Origin of the sequence: Paenibacillus sp. FSL K6-1122 (assembly GCF_037977015.1) — a bacterium.
GTDB lineage: Bacteria > Bacillota > Bacilli > Paenibacillales > Paenibacillaceae > Paenibacillus > Paenibacillus amylolyticus.
The window spans coordinates 4,878,130-4,898,650 of record NZ_CP150272.1 but is presented as its reverse complement, the minus strand read 5'-3'; the positions used below and the strand labels follow the sequence as shown (position 1 = coordinate 4,898,650).

Sequence of the window (20,521 nt, the reverse complement as noted above, 5' to 3'; positions counted from 1 at the left end):
GAACGCTTCGCTTTTTCAGTTTTTTCTGTCCTCTCCGTTATCGTGTAAATCATTAGTTAAACTTATATAGTTAGATTATTTTTAATAAAAGTGTTGCAAAGTTAATTAGTTCATGGTAAGATATTTCTTGTCGCCAAGAAATACATAATCCTGCCGGGGTGGCGGAATTGGCAGACGCACAGGACTTAAAATCCTGCGGTAGGTGACTACCGTACCGGTTCGATCCCGGTCCTCGGCATCTTAAAAAGAAAGATCGTATGACGCTTGTTAACCAAGCTGCATGCGATCTTTTTTTATGTTCTTTAATATGATTGTCACTTCATTGCAGACCACATCACAATGTAGCTCATAAACATAAACCCTGCATAATACATATCAGAAGGTACATTTATCTGACTTTTATGAAGAGACGGAACAATGGTGTATACTATCCGTAGGCATATATTACCTTTACCTTGCTGAACGATATAGGTTCAACTACACATTTACACGATAACGGAGAGGACAGCTGTTGTTCTGTCATCGGAGTGCCAGTGTAAATAAACATATTTGAACTTATGTAGAGTCACAAAACCAATAAAACAATCTTATGGACGGAGGACTCAAGTTTATGTTAAAACAGCTTAAGCCATACAAGGTGTTACAAGAGCGCAGAATCGAAGAATTGAAATCGGATGCGTATCTGTTGGAGCACCAGAAATCCGGGGCCAAAATTGTACTTTTGTCCAATCAGGACGACAACAAAGTATTCAGTATAGGTTTCCGCACACCTCCGGAAGATGATACAGGGGTAGCCCATATTCTCGAACACTCCGTGCTCTGTGGGTCCAAGAAATTTCCGGCCAAGGATTCTTTTGTTGAGTTGCTGAAAGGTTCATTAAATACATTCCTTAACGCTATGACATATCCCGATAAGACGATCTACCCGATCGCGAGTCGTAATGATCATGACTTCCATAATCTGATGGATATTTACCTGGATGCGGTATTAAATACAAATATTTATGAGAATGAAAAGATATTTTTGCAAGAGGGCTGGAACTACAACCTGACCTCTGCTGACGATGAGTTAACCTACAACGGAGTTGTATATAACGAGATGAAGGGAGCCTTTTCTTCACCGGAACGAATGGTGCGTAGAGAAGTACTGAACTCCCTTTTCCCGGATACCACATACTCCTCCGAGTCTGGCGGATTCCCGGAAGCTATTCTGGATCTAACGTATCAGGGGCTGCTGGATTTCCACACGAGATACTACCATCCTTCCAACAGTTACATCTATCTCTACGGGGATATGGATATGGAAGAGAAGTTGCAATGGCTGGATGAAAACTACCTGAGTGCATACGATCGCATCGATATTGATTCGGCCATTCAACTTCAACCTGCCTTTGCAGAACGGGTAGACACAGTTAAGACTTACTCTGCGGGAAGTACGGAATCGGAAATGGATAACAGCTTCTTAACCTATAACGCGGTGATCGGCACAAGTCTGGACAAGGAACTGAATATTTCGTTCCAAATTTTGTTATACGCCCTTCTGAACGCTCCGGGAGCGGTATTGAAACAGGCTTTGCTGGATAAAGGAATCGCAAAGGACGTCTACGGTTCGTATGATGACAGCCTGTATCAGCCTGTGTTCACTGTGGGACTGAAGAAGAGCAATCTGGCGAGCAAAGAGGATTTCCTGGGAACAGTCAAAGAAGTGCTTGAGCGTGTGGTAAAAGAAGGTTTTGATCCAAAAGCGCTGCTTGCTGGAATTAACTCGTATGAGTTCAATCATAGAGAAGCGGACTATGGAAGAATGCCGAAAGGCCTGATCTACGGATTCTCCTCCCTGCAAAGCTGGTTGTACGATGAAGAAGCACCTTTCACTCATTTAGAAGCCAATGACGTATTTGCTGAACTGCGGACAAAAATGAACGAAGGTTACTTCGAGCAACTGATTGAGAAATATATTTTGCAAAACACACATACTTCCTTTGTGGCGCTTACCCCGGATAAGGGGCTGAACTCACGCAAAGAAGAAGCGTTGAAAGGACGTCTGAAAACCATTCAAGCCGGTCTTAGCGAGGAAGAAGTTCACACGTTGATTCAGAAAACGGAGGCACTCGCTGAGTATCAGAATACACCTTCAACCAAAGAGCAACAGCAGGTCATTCCGACGTTATCGATTGAAGATATTGAACCAAAGGCCTCTACGTTGCATCAAACGGCGAACCAGGTCGATGGCACAACCATTCTGCATCATAACCTCTACACCAACGGAATTGGTTATCTGAGACTGTTGTTTGATATCAAAGAAGTGCCACGTCATCTCCTGCCGTATGCAGGGTTGCTGAAAAATGTACTGGGTTACGTGGATACTCAAAACTACTCGTTCAATGAACTGTCCAATGAAATCCATATCCATTCGGGTGGTATTCATAGCGGGATAGGATCTTATGCTAACGCGCATCAGCACAATGAATTCAAGGCTACCTATGAGTTCAACGCAAAAGTGTTGTATGACAAGCTTGGATTTGCCTTTGATATGATCAAAGAAATCGTGTTCACGTCCCAATTCGATAATTCGAAGCGGTTATATGAGATCATCTCTCAGATGAAAGGTAACCTGCAACGTAATCTGATCAATAGCGGACACTCTGCGGGAATTGGTCGGTCTTCGTCCAAACATTCAGCGGTCGCGGATTTCAGAGAAGCTGTAAGTGGCATTGCCTTTTACCAGTGGCTTGAGGATCTTCAGGCGAACTTTGAGGCGAGAAAAGAAGAGTTATCTTCCAGTCTGCAAGAGTTGACGGGGTATATTTTCAGACCGGAGAATTTGCTTGTTAGTTACACTGCCGATGAGCAGGGATATGAAGGACTGGAACAACAGGTATCCGACCTGAAAGCGAAGCTGTTCACACATGAAGTTGCCAAGGAAGAATTTACATTCACACCGGCTATTCATAAGGAAGGATTCCGTTCTCCTTCGGAGGTGCAGTACGTGGTGCAAACGGGCAATTATATTGACAAAGGATATCAATACACCGGTTCACTACGGGTCTTGCAGGGAATTCTGTCTCTGGATTACTTGTGGACCAATATCCGCGCCAAAGGCGGAGCCTATGGCTGTATGTCAGGCTTCAGACGAAACGGAGACAGCTACGTTGCATCGTATCGTGATCCGAACCTCGATAAAACGTACAAAGTATATGAAGAAATACCGCAATATTTGAACGAGTTCCGGGCAGACGAGCGGGAAATGACGCGTTATATCATTGGTGCCATTCAGGATCTCGATACGCCGAGAACGCCTTATGGCGAAGGAGCTTTCTCTCTGGAGTGTTATCTGTCGAATGTGACTGAAGCGGATCTGCAACAGGAACGTGACGAAGTGTTAAGCACGAAGGAAAGCGACATTATCGGTTTTGCTGAGCTTTTATCGGCCATACTTGAACATCAACAGCGCTGCGTGATCGGTAATGAGAACAAGATTGAGGAACAGAAACAAATGTTTGACGAGACGCTGGATTTAATTAAAAACTAAGCATTAGTCGCTTATCTCCGATCGAATAGGCAGCAAAGCGAAAGGCACTTTTATGAGCTGGTTTCAACAGCTTATAGAAGTGCCTTTTCTAGTGGGGAGGTACTGTCTCCATCCCATATGATATGAGAATGTGTGACACACTGTGTTGTTCAGGTGACAGCGAGCATGTTGTATATTTTCAGGGTCCGCAGATCTTCCTTTGAGATTTTCAATTCATTATATAACTCCTGATTCTCGGGCAGCGGGGTTCTGGAGAATAACATTTTGAGCGCGATAGGCATGAAAGGTCTGAAGGAGACACCAGCCATCAGTCCCCATTTTTTCTCCGATTCCTGAAAAGACGCCAAAATATTAATATATAGGTTCTCCAGCGGCGTGGCCTGATTTTTCAAAATCAGCGTGGTGAGTGTATCATAATGCTCGGTGTGGCCCCAATACATATTCTCGCACTCCTGGTAGTTCTCAAAATCCTTCACATTCATATACATCACGGTGCGATAACGGTTGGCATCCGATTGAGCCATCATGTCAATGACACAACGAATGAGACTGTTGTTACGCCCGTCATAGAAGTAAGAATAGAAACGGGTGGAGTTCTTGAAAAAGCTGGACGGGACCGCATTCATCAGGGGAGATGCATGCCTTGGTTCTTGGTACAAGAGTTGCTCCACCTGGATGTTGAGTGCGTTCGCAATATGATGTAACGTGACCAGATCAAGTGTAATATCTCCGCTCTCATATTTGGACAGGGTTCCTTTGCTTTTGAAGATCTGATCCGCAAGCTGTTGAATGGTCAGTCCCCGCCACTTCCGAAAGTTTCGTATTTTCTTGCCAACTTCCTGATTGATATTGTTCATAACCGGTTCTCCTTATGCCAATGTTTCTTGAGATTACGTGAAAATGATGAAAGTCATTCATAAAAATGATGGTATATGAGAAATATATCACTTTTTCACGGAAATACCTATTTTGGAGAAACAATAAACTTTATTTGTTTCGTCAGAATAGATTGTATTGCATTTGATGCAATTCCTGCGTCATGAAATAATAGGTGTAATACGACATGAAACGACAATGAAAAAGTAAAGCAGATAGAGGAGCAGAAGCTATGAAATATAACTTTGATGAGATTATAGACCGAACAGGTACAAATGCCATGAATACGGATGGTTTCCGTCAATATATTTTTAACGCCACTGAAGATATGACATTTCCATTTAAGGATGAAGAATTTATTCGCATGTGGATTGCAGATATGGAATTTGCCACACCTCCCGAGATTCTGGATGCAGTTAAGGAGCGTCTAGATCGTAGAATTATGGGTTACTCCCAGGTGTTCGATCCGGCATACTATGAAGCTGTTTCGAATTGGATGAAGAGATACTATGACTGGTCCTTCCCGAAGGAGCATTTGGAGACCTCGAACGGGATCATTCCCGCTTTGTATGAACTGGTGGAATATATCTGTCAGTCGGATGAGAAAGTACTGATCGTGACCCCGTCTTATGGTTTCTTCAAGTCAGCTGCGGAGCATAACAATCTTGAACTGGTATGTTCGGATATGCTCAATGAGCAGGGACGTTACTCGATTGATTATGAGGATTTTGAAGCCAAGGCGAAGGATGAGAAGGTAAGGGTATGTATTTTCTGCAACCCGCATAATCCATCTGGACGTGTCTGGACAACGGAAGAGTTACAACGTGTGGGTGAGATCTGCCTGCGGAACAACGTATGGGTTATTTCGGATGAAATTCACTGTGATCTGCTGCGGACGGGCAAGAGACATACCCCACTCGCCAAGCTGTTCCCGGATACGGATCGAATCATTACATGTATGTCTCCGAGCAAAACATTCAACATGGCTGGTCTGATGTTCTCCAATGTCATCATTCCAAATAAGGCACTTCGAGACATCTGGCAGGCACGCCACTATGGTTTCAAAAACCCACTGAGCATCGCTGCCACTCAAGCGGCTTACGAAACGGGTGATGAATGGCTGAAACAATTAAAAGGGTATCTCGACGCCAATTTTGCCTGCGTAGAACAGTATGTGAAGCAGCATCTGCCACGGGCTGTTTTTCACATCCCGGAAGCCACGTATCTGGCCTGGATCGATATTTCGGCATATGCTCCCGAGCATGTAAGTCTACCTTTATTCTTCGCGGAGCAAGCGGGTGTGTTGCTGGAAGATGGTCATATGTTTGTAGCAAATGGTGAGGGTTGCATTCGGTTGAATCTGGCTTGTCCCCGTTCTGTCCTTCAGGAAGGGTTACGGAGAATCAGCAGTGTGCTTGTGAAAGAAGTCGAAGAGGTGCCCGTTCAAGTATAAAGTCATCAAGTCACCACGCAATAGCGAGGTGACTTTTTTGTATGAGCATACGAAATGTAGCAAGAATACGATTTTTTTTGAGGTGGACTTATACCTGATGCGCAATTCTGGTCTGCTGTCCCCGGTTATGTTAAAATGGTGGATAGTCTATGAGTTGCATGACATGCGGCTCTCAGAAGGAAGAGCCCAGTAGTTGGGCTGCGCGAAACTGCATTCATCAGGGGAAAGGAGTCTATACATATGTTTGGAAACGATTGGGACAAGGTGCTTCAGGAAGAGACGGAAGCCGAATATTTCAACAAGATTAGATACACCCTCGCCGCCGAGTATAAAACGCAGACGGTCTTTCCGCCCAAAGAAGACCTGTTCTCCGCACTGAAGCTGACGCCATATCATCAGGTTAAGGCCGTTATTATTGGTCAGGACCCTTATCACGGAGCGGGTCAGGCTCATGGATTAAGTTTTTCGGTTAGACCGGGGGTACGTGTACCGCCTTCTCTGAAAAATATATATAAGGAACTTCAGGCTGATCTGGACCTGCCCATTCCGAATCATGGATCTCTCGTTCATTGGGCACAGCAGGGAGTCCTGCTATTAAATGCTGTTCTGACGGTTCGTGAAGGTCAGCCGAACTCCCATCAGGCACTGGGCTGGCAGACGTTTACGGATGCTGTCATTCGTGCGCTGAATGAACGTTCAGAGCCGATGGTATATATGCTGTGGGGCAGTCATGCCCAGAAGAAAGGTGCTTTTATTAACAGAGACAAGCACCTGGTACTGGAGTCTACACATCCCAGTCCGCTGGCTGCGCATCGTGGATTCCTCGGCAGTCGTCCCTTTTCCAAAGCCAATGATTTCTTGACCTCCAAAGGTATTGAACCGATCGATTGGAAGATACCTGAAAACTAGACAGATGGAGGTGAGAACATTGCGACATTGGATAGGACGAAAAGTAGCGGTATATCGTGCAACAGGCATACGGGAGCCATTAAAGGGAACGCTGGTCGAGTGGGATGAAGAAGCGGAATGTGTACGGATCGGACCGAAACGGATTAAGGTATCGTTTGACAATATCGCAATGATCAGACCTCTTCCCGAAGAGAGTCTTCCCTTAAAGAAAGCACGTTCTGAAGTGCACAAGGTTGGATATGTGATGAAAAAGGCGATTCAGTTCGAAAATGCGATCTATTTCAAGTCACAGGTGATGATCTGGCGACGGGCCAAAATTGTAGCATTATCCACCACTATTTTGCGTCATGACGAGGATCAGGTCGAACTTGCAGATGGTCGGGTTCTTCGTAAAGACAAGCATATGTTTGTCGTACGTTCACGCCGTGGGATACGTTAGTTATACGAAGATTTAATATTCATTTCATGCAAAGATCATATGGATTTAATGTTCGGTCTGTATATTAGATAGTAACAACCCCTTCTAAATTGATGTGTATTGAAATGGGAGCCCGACCGGCTGCAAACGGTCGGGTTTTTTTTGTCCATTGGTTCTGTTAACCTGTTGTACATACCCATTACATTCATGTTGTATACTATTAAAATAGATCATGAGAAGGAGTGAAACCCAATGAAACGTATAGCTGTTTTTGCAGGCTCCAATCCGGGAAATCACCCCGATTATACAGAGAAGGCTATTCAACTGGGCAAACAGATTGCTGATAGTGGTTATGCACTGGTCTATGGTGGTTCTTGCATGGGCTTGATGGGTGCAGTAGCCGATGCTGCTCTTGAGCAAGGGGGAGAGGTCATCGGGGTTATGCCTACCGGATTGTTCCGGGGAGAGGTTGTTCATGGAGGACTCACACAACTGATTGAAGTGGGAACCATGCATGAACGGAAGGCTACGATGGCTGAATTATCCGATGGATTCATTGCACTTCCCGGAGGTATGGGTACATTTGAAGAACTATTCGAGGTACTATGCTGGGCACAGATCGGTATTCATCGTAAGCCTGTTGGCTTATTAAATGTCAACGGATATTATGGACCGCTGATGAAGATGGTAGAACACAGCGTACAGGAAGGATTCTCCAACACCTCCCATCTCAGTCTGTGGAGTCTGGAAGCTGATCCGGCTGAACTGATCAAACAAATGTCATCCTATATTCCTGCAGAGCTGACTCAGAAGTGGTCACAACTCAACGGGAAATGAGTGCATAAGAAGACGGGCCTGACCCCACTCGTTCCTCGGGATAATTTTCGATCTGCCCAAGCAAGTTGCGCTATCGGACATAGTCTATAGTGTACTTCGATGAAGAGGGGAGTGTCACTGATGAGCGAACTCAAAGGTACAGGTTACGGATATTGCGGAGGCTTCGGTGGTGGAGCATGGACATCAACAGGTGCAATTCTGGTATTGTTCATTCTGTTGGTTATTATCTCTCGCACATTCATTCTGTAATTCGGTCAAATCCCGGGACGGGGATCACGCTGCAGAGGCAGCGCCCGAATAAAAAATGACCTTTCCAAAGAGACGCCGGTATAAGCCGGCGTTTCAGGGGAACGGTTTTTTGACGTTTCCAGCATACGTAAATAATTGAAAAAGCAAAAACCTGCCCCTGAATAAGGTCAGAAGCAGGAGAGAGCCTCCTGAGCCATTAGCTGCGCAACAAGCAGCTTACACCACAACAGCAGTTTGATCCGGATTACTTAACGATTTCCAGGCGATATATAGCCCGATGGCGGCTGCAATTAAGGAGAGTATTGCTGCAACAATAGCCAGCTGATCCAGTGTGTTGGGTGAACTGGAGTTAAGAGAACGCTGATTAGCCGTCTTGCCGGATTTGTTTTTGATATGGACAGATGATCTGGAAAGCCTGGAAGCCGACTGTAACTGGGATGTGTGAGGACGCGTAGGTATCGATTTTTTCTTTGAGGGATTCAATAGTCAACCTCCTTATAACGGAGTTCAGTGCTTCCATCGTTCATACTATGTTATGTCGATTTTCAGATTGAGTTCGCAAAAATGAGTGAATCCCCAGCCCGTTAGATGTTGAACCCGGTCGCTAGTATTAGCGAAGCAGGTAACCCATTATACGCTCTGTTAATACAGGTCTAACAAACGGTGTTTATAGTAAGGATCATAGAGTGAAGCTTGAACACAGGAGGCGCTGGAATGAGGAACATGGAGATTATTGCCCACCGTGGTGCATCTGCCGTATGCCCGGAGAATACGATGAGCGCTTTTGAACGGAGTCTGGAGCTTGGAGCAACAGGCATTGAGACCGATGTGCAGATGACGAGTGATGGCAGACTGGTACTGATTCATGATGAGACGTTAAGTCGAACTGGCGGCGCAGAAGGTTGGGTTAAAGATACGACTTACGATCAATTGCGCACACGGGATGCCGGGTCCTGGTTCCATGCTGATTTTACCGGGGAACGTATTCCTTCTCTGGAGGAGTTATTCAAGCTGGTACAGGGGAAAGGAACCCTACTTAATCTGGAATTGAAAAATGGTATTGTGAGTTATAAAGGGATGGAAGAGAAGGTTATACAGGCGATCCGGGACTGGAATCTGGAGCAACAGGTCGTGCTGTCCAGCTTCAATCATGCTTCGCTCGTGAGATGTAAACGTCTTGCCCCGGAGATTCGTACAGCACTTCTATATATGGAAAAGCTGTATCGACCCTATGATTATGCCGTCAAACTCGAAGCTTCAGGCCTTCATCCCTACAAGCTGGCTGTCACACAAGAAGATGTTGCTGCTGCATTGGCACATGGCATTGTTACCTATCCATTTACGGTGAATGATCCTGCCGAGATGCAGGCCATGATTGATATGGGTGTGCAAGGGATCATTACCGATGTTCCAGATGTCTTGGCATCCTTACTTACGGTACATGCCCGTTAATCGAGTCTGTATTTTACATGTTCTACATATGCAATGATAAGGCTGTGTTCGAGCTTTTTGGCTCTTGCGCAGCCTTTTTGCGGGTAAAATTGTGTGCAAATCTTCATATATGCAATAAACATGTCCTATTTGTCCATTGCCAGAGCCGGTGGATTCACTTACAATGGTCTATGGGAATGAGAATCAATATCATTAAAGTTCGGTATTTATAGAGAGGTGATTGTTATGTACATAGGTTTGAGCAGCTCTACTCATAACGAGGGTGGGCGCGTATGAGTTCACAAGCTTCACCAGAAAAACATAATCCGGATTCACCCACAGCGAAGATACACACTCGTCCGTGGGCGGCAACACTTATTCTTACAGGGGGAGTTTTGCTACTCGCTCTGGGTATGGCGTTGTCCATTTCTTTTGGCGCTGCTGATATTAAGCTTAGTGTAGTCTGGAAGGCCATCTTTGATTTCAATCCTGAGCTGACTCCACATCAGATCATATGGGAGATTCGGTTACCACGTATCCTTGGAGGAGCAATGGTAGGTGCATGTTTCGCTGTAGCTGGTGCGATCATGCAGGGCATGACTCGTAACCCGCTGGCCGATTCAGGTCTGCTTGGGTTAAATGCGGGAGCTGGATTTGCGCTTGCAGTTTGTTTTGCCTTCTTCCCTGGCTTGCCATTTATGTATATCATCATGTATTCCTTCCTTGGTGCAGGGCTTGGTGTCCTGTTGGTGTATGGTTTTGGTGCAGCTTCTAAATCGGGTCTTACACCACTACGCCTTGTGCTTGCAGGTGCGGCTGTATCTGCGATGTTGTCGGCACTCAGTGAAGGGATTGCATTATATTTCAGAATTGGACAAGATTTGGCTTTCTGGACAGCTGGTGGTGTAGCCGGAACGAAGTGGTCTCAACTTGAGGTCATGTTCCCCTGGGTACTCGCGGCACTGATCGCAGGTCTTCTCATCTCCCGTTCCATTACGCTGCTTAGTCTCGGAGAAGATATTGCGGTGGGCTTGGGGCAACGTACTGGGCTGATCAAGCTCATAGGCCTGATTGTTGTACTGATTCTCGCGGGTACAGCTGTGTCCGTGGTGGGTGCGGTCGGTTTTGTTGGACTCATTATTCCCCATCTCACGCGGAAGCTGGTTGGGGTAGATTATCGCTGGATTATTCCATGTTCCGCTGTGATGGGCAGTCTGCTGCTTGTATTTGCGGATCTGGCTGCACGTATGATTAACCCGCCGTACGAGACGCCAATTGGCGCTTTGGTTGCCCTCATCGGGGTACCATTCTTCCTGTATCTGGCGCGTAAAGAAAGGAGGACTCTGTAACGATGGAATCCTCAACAATAGTTGGAGCAGAGCGCAAGAAGAGAACCAAGAGTACGATTGTCCTCATTGTGCTTGCCCTATTAATTATTACGGCTTTTGTGGTGAGCATGAACACAGGTTTTACCAAGCTTTCGCCGCTTGAGGTGTTGCGAACCCTGTTTGGTGGAGGCACGGCGAAACAGGAATTGATCCTGTTTGAATTCCGTCTGCCACGTATTGTGATTTCGGTGCTGGTCGGTGCCGGACTTGCGTTATCTGGTTGTATTTTGCAGGGAGTATCTCGGAATGCGTTGGCAGATCCGGGGATCCTCGGGATTAATGCAGGTGCTGGTCTGGTCGTCATGTTATTTGTTTCCTTTTTCCCGACAACGACAGCAGCGCCGGTATTTCTTTTGCCAATTCTGGCCCTGATCGGTTCCGGTTTTGCTGCATTTCTGATCTACGTTCTCTCTTACAAAAAAGGAGAGGGCATTATGCCTACTCGTATGTTACTTACGGGGATCGGGGTAGCGGCGGGAATCAGTTCTGCCATGATCGTGCTTACGTTACGGCTTAGTCCGGAAAAGTATCAATTTGTAGCTACCTGGATGGCAGGCAGCATCTGGGGTTCGAACTGGAAATTTGTAACGGCATTGCTACCGTTTCTTATTATTCTTGTCCCGCTTGTTCTGTATAAGGCACGTGTATTGAACGTGTTGAATCTGGGGGACCAGACTGCAAGCGGACTCGGGACTCCGGTTGAGCGTGAGCGACTGATTTTGCTTGCGGCTGCTGTAGGACTTGCCGGCTCATGTGTATCTGTGAGTGGGGGGATCGGTTTTGTAGGTCTGATCGGACCGCATTTGGCACGTCGTCTGGTGGGTCCAAAACATCAATTCCTGTTACCCGCATCTGCACTGATAGGTTCATTGCTTGTGCTGGTTGCAGATACGCTGGGTCGTGTCATCCTGCAGCCTTCGGAGATTCCTGCGGGGATCCTGGTTGCCATTATTGGTGCGCCATACTTCCTGTACCTCTTAAGCAAGACGAAATAGAACGTAATCACCATTGTGTGGTTGCATAAGGAGGACTTCAGTCCATGCTTCGCCGTTTCTTTGCCTATTATAGGCCTTACAAAAAGCTCTTTATTCTTGACTTCAGTTGTGCGATTTTAGTCGCCCTGCTGGAGCTGGCTTTTCCACTGGCAGTCAACCGGGTAGTCGATGATCTGCTGCCAGGCGGCCGCTGGGACTGGATTCTATGGGCGTGTCTGGCATTGCTCGGCATCTACTTATTGAATTCATTTCTCAACTTCGTGGTTACCTATTGGGGACACAAGCTCGGTATTAACATCGAGACGGATATGCGTAAAAGTCTGTTCAATCATGTGCAGAAGTTATCGTTCCGTTTCTTCGATAATACAAAAACAGGACACCTCGTGTCCCGCATGACTAACGACCTGATGGATATCGGTGAGATTGCCCATCATGGTCCAGAGGATGTATTTATTGCGGTGATGACACTGATTGGTGCATTTAGCATCATGATGAGCATTAACGGGAATCTGGCGGTGTTAACCTTTATTATCGTACCGCTGATTATCTATCTGTCGCTCTACTTTGGTAGCAAAATGTCCAAGGCATTCAGCCGAATGTTCGGAGATATTGCGGACTTCAACGCTCGCGTAGAGAACAATATTACGGGTATCCGTGTTGTTCAGGCTTTTGCTAATGAAGAGCATGAAAAAGCACAATTCGCTGTGAACAACGGTCGTTTCCGTCAGACCAAGCTAATCGCATACAAAATCATGGCCTGGAACTCCTCTGTCAGTTATATGCTGATGAAGTTGGTATCCCTCTTTGTCCTGGTATGCGGAACGTGGTTTGTCATTCAAGGCAGTATGACCTACGGTCAGTTCATTGCATTTATTATGTTATCCAATGTGTTCCTGACACCGATCCAGAAGATCAACTCGGTTATTGAGACGTATCCAAAAGGGATTGCAGGCTTCAAACGTTATACGGAGCTGCTTGATATGGAACCGGATGTGGAAGATCGTCCAGGAGCCGTTACGGTATCCCATTTGCGTGGAGATATCCGTTATGAGCAAGTGACCTTTGGTTATTCCGATCAGGAGCCTGTGCTCAAAGGTATTGATCTAAACGTACGTGCAGGTGAAACCGTAGCGCTTGTCGGTCCATCGGGGGCAGGTAAAACAACGCTATGCAGTCTGCTGCCACGGTTCTATGATGTGCTGGAAGGTCGCATCACGATTGATGGGCAGGAGATACAGGATATGACACTGGACTCCTTACGTAGTCATATCGGAATTGTACAACAGGACGTGTTCCTCTTCGATGGAAGCATTCGGGAGAATATTGCCTACGGCAAGCTGGATGCATCCGAAGAAGAAATCTGGATGGCCGCCAGACGTGCACAGATGGAACCTTTGATTCAATCGATGCCGGAAGGATTGGATACGTTAATTGGTGAACGCGGCGTGAAGCTGTCCGGTGGACAGAAACAGCGTTTGTCTATTGCCCGTATGTTCCTGAAAAACCCGCCAATTCTGATCCTGGACGAAGCAACATCTGCTCTGGATACAGAAACGGAAGCGGCGATTCAGCAATCCCTTGCTGAGCTGTCCGAGGGCCGGACCACACTGGTTATTGCTCACCGATTGGCTACGATCAAAAATGCAGACCGCATTATTGTCGTTGCTGAACAAGGCATTACGGAGCAGGGGCGTCATGAAGAATTACTCGCAGCAGGTGGGGTGTACAGCCGCCTTCACTATGCGCAGTTTGGCGCGTAACCTATTCGATGTGGATGTAACAATGTAAATACGAGAAGTAACGCCATCGTTCTTGACTTGGAAGGAGTCAGGACGTTGGCGTTTTTTTCTTTTTCATGATCAATTGTGGGTCAGGGGTACTGTGCTCATATCTGCCTGTGATCATGGATGTGGAAACGGGTAATATAGTAAAGAGAACACTTAACGTGTAAGATATGTTCATCATCTTGCAAGATATAGGAGGTACACGATATGCAGTTGAACGATATGCTGAAAATTCTTATAACCTGTCTATTATTTATTCTGATTTGGTGGCTACTGACTCAAGGGATTCGCAAACTTTCCAGAAGTCGTGCGGGGTCCGGTTTCCAACGCTGGGGTGGATGGTCCATTGGACTTTTCGTTGTTGGCGCCGTGCCACTCGGTTTTTCGCTATACACAGAGATCTTTGATAAGCGCCTGGATGCCAACATCGGGTTGGGGCTTGCTATGTTTTTTGTATGGGCTTATTGTGTGATCTTGTTGTGTGCGGCGTTGGTGGTATGGGGAAGGTACGTGTATAAAAGGGATATGAAGAAGTGAATATTTGGGTTGATCGTGTTGAGCCCGTCAGGAAGTTAAGGGTGAGCTAACCGCTGTATTTGTAACAATAAACTGATATGGAACGTTAAATTTAGAAAGAGGTGTTATTAAAGGGGATTTACAGATGTCCAATCTTCGTTTAGTCCTCATATTGCTCTCAATCCTAATCGTATGCCTTACGGGATGTTCAGGACATATCGAGTGCAACTCTGTGCAGACTCAAGCGAATGCACCAAGTGAAGATGGATTCACTGGTTATGTGGTTGATCGTAAAGACAATTCCATTCTTGTGGTTGATCCCGCATATGAGGATTTCAATGCGAACGGAGGAGGAAGTCGGTATTATCCGGCAAAATGGTTCTCCAATGCGCCTGATCCGCAGATCGGCTCTTATATTGAAGTCTGGACGGATGGAGGCCCGGAAAATCAACCCTATCCTGGGGAGGCCAGAGCAGAAAAGATAGCGGTATCTTGTCCAGTGGCACCGGATGGTGCGCATATGACAGATGCCGATGCGATTCGTAGCGGACTTCTTTCATCTGATGCAGAGAACATCCGTGTTCCAGTCATTGAGGACAAGCGGTTTGATGCAGATTCAGGGGCATGGACCCTTCTTATTCGAGATGCGATGACAGCGAATGAAGGGCAAGCCGTGCATGTGACCGTGAAGGACGAGGAGCAAGTGGGGAAGCAGGGCGGAAATTGAGGGGATTCATGGCATTATGATGGTGGGGAGAGAACATTGTATGAATATTAGAGAGATGTTACCCCGAGATAAACATGATTTGGAATCGGTGCGTAAGTTAAGTGTATGAATTAACGAGTAGTTAAAAGAAATTTCACTGAACAAGACGGAAGTGAGTCCATTTCCAGATACATAGAAGATTTACTCCTGAGATTTGGACAAAGAGATCAAGGCTGTCACTAGTGAATATCGGCATGATACCTGCAACTATATGACTCAAGTCAAGAGAGACACGGCACAAGTAGGATATTAGTACAACGGTGAAATGATCCGTTGAGTTTGAATTTGTATGCATATGTGTCGAATAATCCGTGGTTTGTTTTTTACGAGGTAGATTTGAAAACATGGGAATCAGCAATAAATCGACATGAAAGGCCACCTTCAGAACCGGCAAGGTGGCCTTTCATGATTATATTATTCTTTGGTTCGACTCGACCGCCGTCATGTAGCTAAGCACTGTACGGTGTGATCTTCATACTATTATTACATTATAATGACTATCTATAATTATGTTGCCATTTCAAATAAGTTCATTTGTTTATATGACGCGTCAATAAACCAATCATTCTTGTATCTTGAGTACTCAAAATTACCTGTTTCTATATCCTCCTTTTTTATGAAGTAGATTTCTTTTTTTTGAAGATAGACTTCATTCAATTCATATTTGCACCAATTTGATTTTAAAGAGTTTTCTGATATTACAAATATAAGTTCTTTTGATTGCTGTAGCCTTTTTAAGATTACATTGAGAGTAGCCTCTCCTGCAAGGTGTCGTTTTAAATAATCATTATCATTTATCCAGTCACAATAGATGTTCTTTTTATTTTTATTAAGATGTTGAACCAACATTTGTACTACACTATAATCAGCACTACTATGAGAGATGAAAAAGTCATACGTTTTTATTTTTTGTTCCTTTGAGTTCTCAATTCTGTACTCCAGTTCTTGCGGGATTTCTTTTATGTTATAGCGTTCTTTCATATATATGTTTTTAAGAAAGTCTCGTCTTTTTTCGTTTTTACTTGGGATTCTCATATATTTCTGCTTTCTCAATACAGGCTGGAAGCCTAATGATTGTAAATGAAAGAATGCCATTTCTCTTAGTTGGTTGTTGAATTCAGTATCTACCTTTTTACTGAAAAATCTGATTACTTTAGGGCAGTAATACTTTTGAAGTTCTCTAATAATGTACAATTTATCTTTTTGTGATGTGTTTTTTCTATCATAGAGTCCCATTAAAGAGTCAAGAAATTCCGGCTCGACTTGTTGTGTTTTCTGTTTCGCTTTTTCAATTTTATCAACTACTTTTTTGATCTTAGGAGTTCTTTCAATTGAAAAAGTCTTGATGTTTTCAAGTTGTTTTGTTTCATCAAATTTTTGTTGGTGTTGAATTTTATAATCATTTGAAATTAATTTGTTGTGTACTGATAATGATTTAGTTAAGCTATGTAGTGAAGGGAAATTGTATCTTGATTTTCTTCCTCTTGAAGTCAAACTTTTTTCTTTATCTGAATAATATCTATGTTTCTCATTAATTAAAAACATCTCGTAAGGGTAATATTTATACAATAATTCGACAATTGTTTCGGAACTATAGTCATATGGTAAAATTGTTATAATCGAGCGTGTGAATTTATTCAAATCATTTTTAGCTTTGAAAGTATCACTGTCACACATATGTTTAGTATACCCAGACAATGTATCAACTCCTATTATTGTTTGTTGTTGAGCGAATGCTAATTTTCAATTTCAATTTTAAGTCTAGAAGTAGACATGAAATATGAAAACAGCGTGTAAAGGACATTTCTTTCTTCGAATTCATAATGAATGTTGCAGATTTTATGCTGTGTTCGTAAATCACGTTGCAAGACAAGTAAAACGAGGGTAAGGTATAAAACGTCTTGTCCTCCTCCTCTAAGCCCACTTTTACTACGGTTCGTGTTTTCCAGACAGTTATTGTTTGTGGGAAACAAAACATTTGACCTACTCAAAAAAATAGCTTGATATTATCCCTGAGTATACATATTATAAAAATTCACCAAGCTGACCACCAGCTCTTTTGAGATTGATTTAGTTTGGTGATATTAAAATCGGAAATCCTTTTACTCTTTTCATATGCATTCTCAATATATTTTTGGGGTTTAGCAATAAAGTCATCTTCGGTAACCAAAGAGATATAAGAGCCATCCATTGAGCTTACAGACTTACAATGTTGACAAGAGTAAACTGGGTTCTTCAAATTCATTCGATTTTTATTAATAATGTCATATAGCTTACTGTCGTCAATACTTCTTGAGGTACATCCATCGGCATTCACAACTGATTTGAGTATCCATCCATATCCGCCTAAATAATCTTTTTGAATCACACCCACAATACCATTGCTTCTTGAAATTGATTCTTCACGTTTAACCTCTTTAAGAGAATATTCAATTTCCCAGTCAATCCAGTTACTTTGTTTTAAATTGGGAGATATTATAACTATAGTAACAGATGTGTTAAAAATCATATTTTTAAGGTGGAATTTAATAGTTTCTGTTTTCCTATCAGTCAGATTCGGCGAAGTACTCGTTTCACCTTTGTAATATCGAGCATCATCTTTTAGAGCGCTTATTATTCTATCCCTTGTTTGTTGTGCTTCTTTAAACTTGTAGGAAATGAAGGTTTTGTGAGCCATATTTAGTTCCTCCTTGGTTAGACTATTTATTTCGATTTGCGAGCTTTTTGATGATCTCAATTACAGTTTTGATCAATGCTTCGTCTGATTTGGTTTCATCACCTAATAAACTAAATAATGGTTTTAAACTGGGAATAGGGACGTAACAATCGAATTCTCTCATAACGGTCTCCCAAATTTCTTTGGCAGTGAAGCCAGTTGCACCGATTGGAATGGGAACTGCACCGCAACTTAAACTTATTTTGAACTCTTCAATCATACCGCTAGCCTGAGTAACATTTCCTGTGGATATATCGATTTTATTACCAAATATGAATACAGAAATCCCGACATTTTGAATCATGTTATTTCGATGTGTAGTCCATAATTCGTTCAAAGGTATTTGACCAGTTGTATTTTGCGGAAATGGTCGTGAGATCAACCGTTCTTCCACTCGTTGACTTCGCGTTTTATAAATTTCCTCTAATGCTCCAGAGATTACACAACTGCCTACTCCGAGGCCAAAACCCGTAACAATATTGTTACCATTCTTAATAATAGCTTTACTAAGGTTACTAGCAAATTCTAAACAGCGTTTTTCACCCCAACTACCATAATTTGAAGCACTACCAGAAATAAATACATTTCTCCTCTTGTATTGTTGTTCTAATTCTTTGAGTATGGTAGTAATGTCTGGATATTCATTCACTAATAACACTTTTATGCTATATCTTTTCAGATCATTAACTTTCAATTTCTGTTTTATCTCAGCATAATGGAACTCTGTTTCTTCATTAAAGTCTTCCCGTTGTACCTTTTTCATAAAACAGTAATGGGTTCGTTTATTTTGCTCTAAAAGTATTCTTATTCGGCTAAGTATATATTCTAAATTAGGATCGTCGAAACTAAATCCAATAAAAAGCATCGTTTTTGAGACTAAATCGCCTTGAAGAGCGGTTGTGAATAATTGTCTTTTACTATTGTAATTTTCATAATCGTCCTTAGTTAATACAGCATCATGAGGTAATGATATGTCTCCATGCATTTTATAAATTTTGGCATCGCTATTTGATCTGGTGATTGCCAAATTTTCTGTAGTGATTTTGGTGTCAATTCTTTTACCTTCACTCTTCAGAGCTCCTTCAATGAGAGTATCATAGTTTGTTGTCCAATATGTATTTATAGGTAATCTTGATAAAATTTTGTGGTTTTCAGTGAACTCTGCATCTTTTGTAAACTCATCAACTAGTGTCTGATTAATTTTCCCTCTATTTCCTCCGCTTTCATTAACATGATATTGAGCTACTGCTATAAGATCACTTTCTTTGTCAATATTCAAACTGATTTCTTCCGCTATGTCTCTGAGCAGTTCTTTCCAATTGACGAATCCAGCAGGTTTTGATAATCCTGCTCCTGCAAATACAGCAGCATTAGATTCTTCAATAGCGATTGTATAGCTTTTTAAAAATTCGATAATATCTTTAGTTATCAAAGTATTTCCCCCTATCATTATTACATATTAAGATATTGAATCCTGAATTATTCCAAATCTTAAACAAACTACGGTCGAAGATACTTGTATAACTTTGATGCTATTACAAGACCTACTCTTACTGCTCCGCTTTTAAAAGGAGTAATGGATTATATTGAACTATGTTGTGGCAATGAAATAATGTCGAGGTTGTTTGCATGGAAACATATTACATTTATATTATGCAATTTTTTCTAGAGTTTGAAAAGGGTAAAAGTATTACGATGACTTAGTTTGAATTCCAGCGTTTCGTGAAGAAATTACAGTGAAGCTTTTTTGAAGTTGGTTAAACTGGACATAAAGCATATAGAAAAAAATAGCATGTGAAACACGGAGGCTTTAGGGGCAGAGCTCATAACAAGGGAATATGGTTGGATATATTCAGTGATTGTCGCTACACAAGACAGCAGTTTTTATGTTTTTATGTTCTAAAAGCAATAACCTGCCGAGAAGAAAAGCTGTTTATCGGCAGGTTATTTGCGTTGACTTTTTGTGCCAACAACAACTATACTATTATTGTTGGCACAAAAAGTGAGGTGAAGCAATGTCCGCCAAGAAGATGGGACGTCCGCTGTCTGACAATCCCAAAAGCGAAACGATCAAAATCCGTGTTGATCAGGAAATTATGAACAAGCTCGATATTTCGGCTGAGAAGCTGAATACGAATCGATCAGACATCGTTCGCAAAGGGATTGAGAAGATTTACGACGAACTCCAAAAATAAAAAAAGAAAGCAGCGTAAGTCCGACGAAGAACACCGCTGCTTCCTATCCCGCAATCACTTAAATGAGCGACTGCATAAATATCCTACCATGTGTAGAACGTTCATTCAAGTGAGGTGCGAATTGATATACAGGAGGATGCAAATGAATTCGATATTAGAAGCATTATATAATGGACGACTTCGACCGGATGAGATGATGATGCCGACACATCCTGAATACCAAGCGTTAGGACGGCAGATTGCAGCTCTGACAGAGCAATGGAAGAATCGATTGAGCGATGAAGAATTCCGTGAGCTTGAACAGTTATTTGACTTGTGTGGCAGATGTGAGGGCATGCATACGGAAGCAGCGTTTGCACAAGGTTTTCGTCTGGGTGCCAACATGTTAATTGAAGTCATGAGTCAGCGTGAGGAATCGGTGTTGGAGTTTAACTAAGTTTAACGATGTCAGCAGAG

General features: G+C 43.2%; 19 protein-coding genes and 1 tRNA gene. 15 read left to right on the top strand and 5 right to left on the bottom strand.

Annotated elements, in window-relative coordinates; translation table 11 throughout:
* The first annotated feature begins 152 nt into the window (after positions 1-152).
* Together NSQ20_RS22045 and NSQ20_RS22040 are read left to right on the top strand one after the other, a co-directional pair.
* A tRNA-Leu gene (locus tag NSQ20_RS22045) sits at positions 153-238 on the top strand.
* Positions 239-610: 372 nt separating this feature from the next.
* Complete coding sequence (locus NSQ20_RS22040; protein ID WP_340030879.1) at positions 611-3,532, top strand: insulinase family protein; 2,922 nt, start codon at positions 611-613, stop codon at positions 3,530-3,532.
* Positions 3,533-3,681: 149 nt separating this feature from the next.
* Here the strand turns inward: NSQ20_RS22040 and NSQ20_RS22035 are convergent, their stop codons facing one another.
* Positions 3,682-4,389, bottom strand: a complete 708-nt coding sequence (locus NSQ20_RS22035; protein ID WP_017687366.1) for a helix-turn-helix transcriptional regulator — start codon at positions 4,387-4,389, stop codon at positions 3,682-3,684.
* Positions 4,390-4,640: 251 nt separating this feature from the next.
* On the opposite strand from NSQ20_RS22035, the gene NSQ20_RS22030 reads away from it, so the two are divergent.
* From NSQ20_RS22030 to NSQ20_RS22010, 5 genes are all read left to right on the top strand, one after another.
* Entirely contained in the window at positions 4,641-5,861 is a 1,221-nt protein-coding gene (locus NSQ20_RS22030; RefSeq protein ID WP_047844431.1) for a MalY/PatB family protein, read from the top strand.
* A gap of 240 nt (positions 5,862-6,101) precedes the next feature.
* Complete coding sequence (gene ung, locus NSQ20_RS22025; protein WP_047843722.1) at positions 6,102-6,770, top strand: uracil-DNA glycosylase; 669 nt, start codon at positions 6,102-6,104, stop codon at positions 6,768-6,770.
* Between the two features lie 19 nt (positions 6,771-6,789).
* Positions 6,790-7,209 carry a hypothetical protein gene (locus NSQ20_RS22020; RefSeq protein WP_017687369.1) on the top strand — a complete coding sequence of 140 codons (420 nt, stop codon included), beginning with the start codon at positions 6,790-6,792 and terminating at the stop codon, positions 7,207-7,209.
* Positions 7,210-7,440: 231 nt separating this feature from the next.
* Positions 7,441-8,025 carry a TIGR00730 family Rossman fold protein gene (locus NSQ20_RS22015; RefSeq protein ID WP_076250810.1) on the top strand — a complete coding sequence of 195 codons (585 nt, stop codon included), beginning with the start codon at positions 7,441-7,443 and terminating at the stop codon, positions 8,023-8,025.
* Positions 8,026-8,145: 120 nt separating this feature from the next.
* The gene (locus NSQ20_RS22010; RefSeq protein WP_255319930.1) at positions 8,146-8,274 is read left to right on the top strand and encodes a hypothetical protein; all 129 of its coding nucleotides are present in this window, start codon (positions 8,146-8,148) and stop codon (positions 8,272-8,274) included.
* A 216-nt stretch (positions 8,275-8,490) separates the two neighbouring features.
* Here the strand turns inward: NSQ20_RS22010 and NSQ20_RS22005 are convergent, their stop codons facing one another.
* Complete coding sequence (locus NSQ20_RS22005; protein ID WP_036614763.1) at positions 8,491-8,757, bottom strand: hypothetical protein; 267 nt, start codon at positions 8,755-8,757, stop codon at positions 8,491-8,493.
* Positions 8,758-8,988: 231 nt separating this feature from the next.
* Here NSQ20_RS22005 and NSQ20_RS22000 point away from each other — a divergent pair, with 231 nt between their 5' ends.
* The 6 genes from NSQ20_RS22000 to NSQ20_RS21975 all read left to right on the top strand — a co-directional run bounded on the left by NSQ20_RS22000 (position 8,989) and on the right by NSQ20_RS21975 (position 15,115).
* Positions 8,989-9,726, top strand: a complete 738-nt coding sequence (locus NSQ20_RS22000; protein WP_340030877.1) for a glycerophosphodiester phosphodiesterase — start codon at positions 8,989-8,991, stop codon at positions 9,724-9,726.
* Between the two features lie 272 nt (positions 9,727-9,998).
* Positions 9,999-11,054: an iron ABC transporter permease gene (locus tag NSQ20_RS21995; protein WP_036614761.1), complete on the top strand. Its 1,056-nt coding sequence runs from the start codon at positions 9,999-10,001 to the stop codon at positions 11,052-11,054.
* 2 nt (positions 11,055-11,056) lie between these two features.
* Positions 11,057-12,088 carry an iron ABC transporter permease gene (locus NSQ20_RS21990; RefSeq protein WP_036674863.1) on the top strand — a complete coding sequence of 344 codons (1,032 nt, stop codon included), beginning with the start codon at positions 11,057-11,059 and terminating at the stop codon, positions 12,086-12,088.
* A gap of 44 nt (positions 12,089-12,132) precedes the next feature.
* Positions 12,133-13,848: an ABC transporter ATP-binding protein gene (locus NSQ20_RS21985; RefSeq protein WP_076250814.1), complete on the top strand. Its 1,716-nt coding sequence runs from the start codon at positions 12,133-12,135 to the stop codon at positions 13,846-13,848.
* A 231-nt stretch (positions 13,849-14,079) separates the two neighbouring features.
* Complete coding sequence (locus tag NSQ20_RS21980) at positions 14,080-14,409, top strand: hypothetical protein (RefSeq protein WP_340030876.1); 330 nt, start codon at positions 14,080-14,082, stop codon at positions 14,407-14,409.
* Positions 14,410-14,533: 124 nt separating this feature from the next.
* Complete coding sequence (locus NSQ20_RS21975; protein WP_340030875.1) at positions 14,534-15,115, top strand: DUF3221 domain-containing protein; 582 nt, start codon at positions 14,534-14,536, stop codon at positions 15,113-15,115.
* A gap of 546 nt (positions 15,116-15,661) precedes the next feature.
* Here the strand turns inward: NSQ20_RS21975 and NSQ20_RS21970 are convergent.
* The 3 genes from NSQ20_RS21970 to NSQ20_RS21960 form a co-directional block, all read right to left on the bottom strand.
* On the bottom strand, positions 15,662-16,852 hold the full coding sequence (locus tag NSQ20_RS21970; protein ID WP_340030874.1) for a TIR domain-containing protein: 1,191 nt from the start codon (positions 16,850-16,852) through the stop codon (positions 15,662-15,664).
* Between the two features lie 337 nt (positions 16,853-17,189).
* The gene (locus tag NSQ20_RS21965) at positions 17,190-17,831 is read right to left on the bottom strand and encodes a TIR domain-containing protein (RefSeq protein WP_340030873.1); all 642 of its coding nucleotides are present in this window, start codon (positions 17,829-17,831) and stop codon (positions 17,190-17,192) included.
* Positions 17,832-17,853: 22 nt separating this feature from the next.
* Positions 17,854-19,302: an SIR2 family protein gene (locus NSQ20_RS21960; protein WP_340030872.1), complete on the bottom strand. Its 1,449-nt coding sequence runs from the start codon at positions 19,300-19,302 to the stop codon at positions 17,854-17,856.
* A gap of 583 nt (positions 19,303-19,885) precedes the next feature.
* Between NSQ20_RS21960 and NSQ20_RS21955 the strand changes: the two genes are divergently transcribed.
* Both NSQ20_RS21955 and NSQ20_RS21950 read left to right on the top strand, forming a co-directional pair.
* Entirely contained in the window at positions 19,886-20,065 is a 180-nt protein-coding gene (locus NSQ20_RS21955; RefSeq protein WP_076328061.1) for a ribbon-helix-helix protein, CopG family, read from the top strand.
* A gap of 142 nt (positions 20,066-20,207) precedes the next feature.
* Positions 20,208-20,501 (top strand): DUF6809 family protein, encoded by a 294-nt coding sequence (locus tag NSQ20_RS21950; RefSeq protein ID WP_340030871.1) that lies wholly within the window; start codon positions 20,208-20,210, stop codon positions 20,499-20,501.
* Positions 20,502-20,521: the final 20 nt, after the last annotated feature.

What these genes read in the sequence shown, in the direction of transcription:
- NSQ20_RS22040 (WP_340030879.1), top strand. Translation starts at nt 611, where the DNA reads ATGTTAAAACAGCTTAAGCCATACAAGGTGTTACAAGAGCGCAGAATC.
- NSQ20_RS22035 (WP_017687366.1), bottom strand. Translation starts at nt 4,389, where the DNA reads ATGAACAATATCAATCAGGAAGTTGGCAAGAAAATACGAAACTTTCGG.
- NSQ20_RS22030 (WP_047844431.1), top strand. Translation starts at nt 4,641, where the DNA reads ATGAAATATAACTTTGATGAGATTATAGACCGAACAGGTACAAATGCC.
- ung (WP_047843722.1), top strand. Translation starts at nt 6,102, where the DNA reads ATGTTTGGAAACGATTGGGACAAGGTGCTTCAGGAAGAGACGGAAGCC.
- NSQ20_RS22015 (WP_076250810.1), top strand. Translation starts at nt 7,441, where the DNA reads ATGAAACGTATAGCTGTTTTTGCAGGCTCCAATCCGGGAAATCACCCC.
- NSQ20_RS22010 (WP_255319930.1), top strand. Translation starts at nt 8,146, where the DNA reads ATGAGCGAACTCAAAGGTACAGGTTACGGATATTGCGGAGGCTTCGGT.
- NSQ20_RS22000 (WP_340030877.1), top strand. Translation starts at nt 8,989, where the DNA reads ATGAGGAACATGGAGATTATTGCCCACCGTGGTGCATCTGCCGTATGC.
- NSQ20_RS21995 (WP_036614761.1), top strand. Translation starts at nt 9,999, where the DNA reads ATGAGTTCACAAGCTTCACCAGAAAAACATAATCCGGATTCACCCACA.
- NSQ20_RS21990 (WP_036674863.1), top strand. Translation starts at nt 11,057, where the DNA reads ATGGAATCCTCAACAATAGTTGGAGCAGAGCGCAAGAAGAGAACCAAG.
- NSQ20_RS21985 (WP_076250814.1), top strand. Translation starts at nt 12,133, where the DNA reads ATGCTTCGCCGTTTCTTTGCCTATTATAGGCCTTACAAAAAGCTCTTT.
- NSQ20_RS21980 (WP_340030876.1), top strand. Translation starts at nt 14,080, where the DNA reads ATGCAGTTGAACGATATGCTGAAAATTCTTATAACCTGTCTATTATTT.
- NSQ20_RS21975 (WP_340030875.1), top strand. Translation starts at nt 14,534, where the DNA reads ATGTCCAATCTTCGTTTAGTCCTCATATTGCTCTCAATCCTAATCGTA.
- NSQ20_RS21965 (WP_340030873.1), bottom strand. Translation starts at nt 17,831, where the DNA reads ATGGCTCACAAAACCTTCATTTCCTACAAGTTTAAAGAAGCACAACAA.
- NSQ20_RS21955 (WP_076328061.1), top strand. Translation starts at nt 19,886, where the DNA reads ATGTCCGCCAAGAAGATGGGACGTCCGCTGTCTGACAATCCCAAAAGC.
- NSQ20_RS21950 (WP_340030871.1), top strand. Translation starts at nt 20,208, where the DNA reads ATGAATTCGATATTAGAAGCATTATATAATGGACGACTTCGACCGGAT.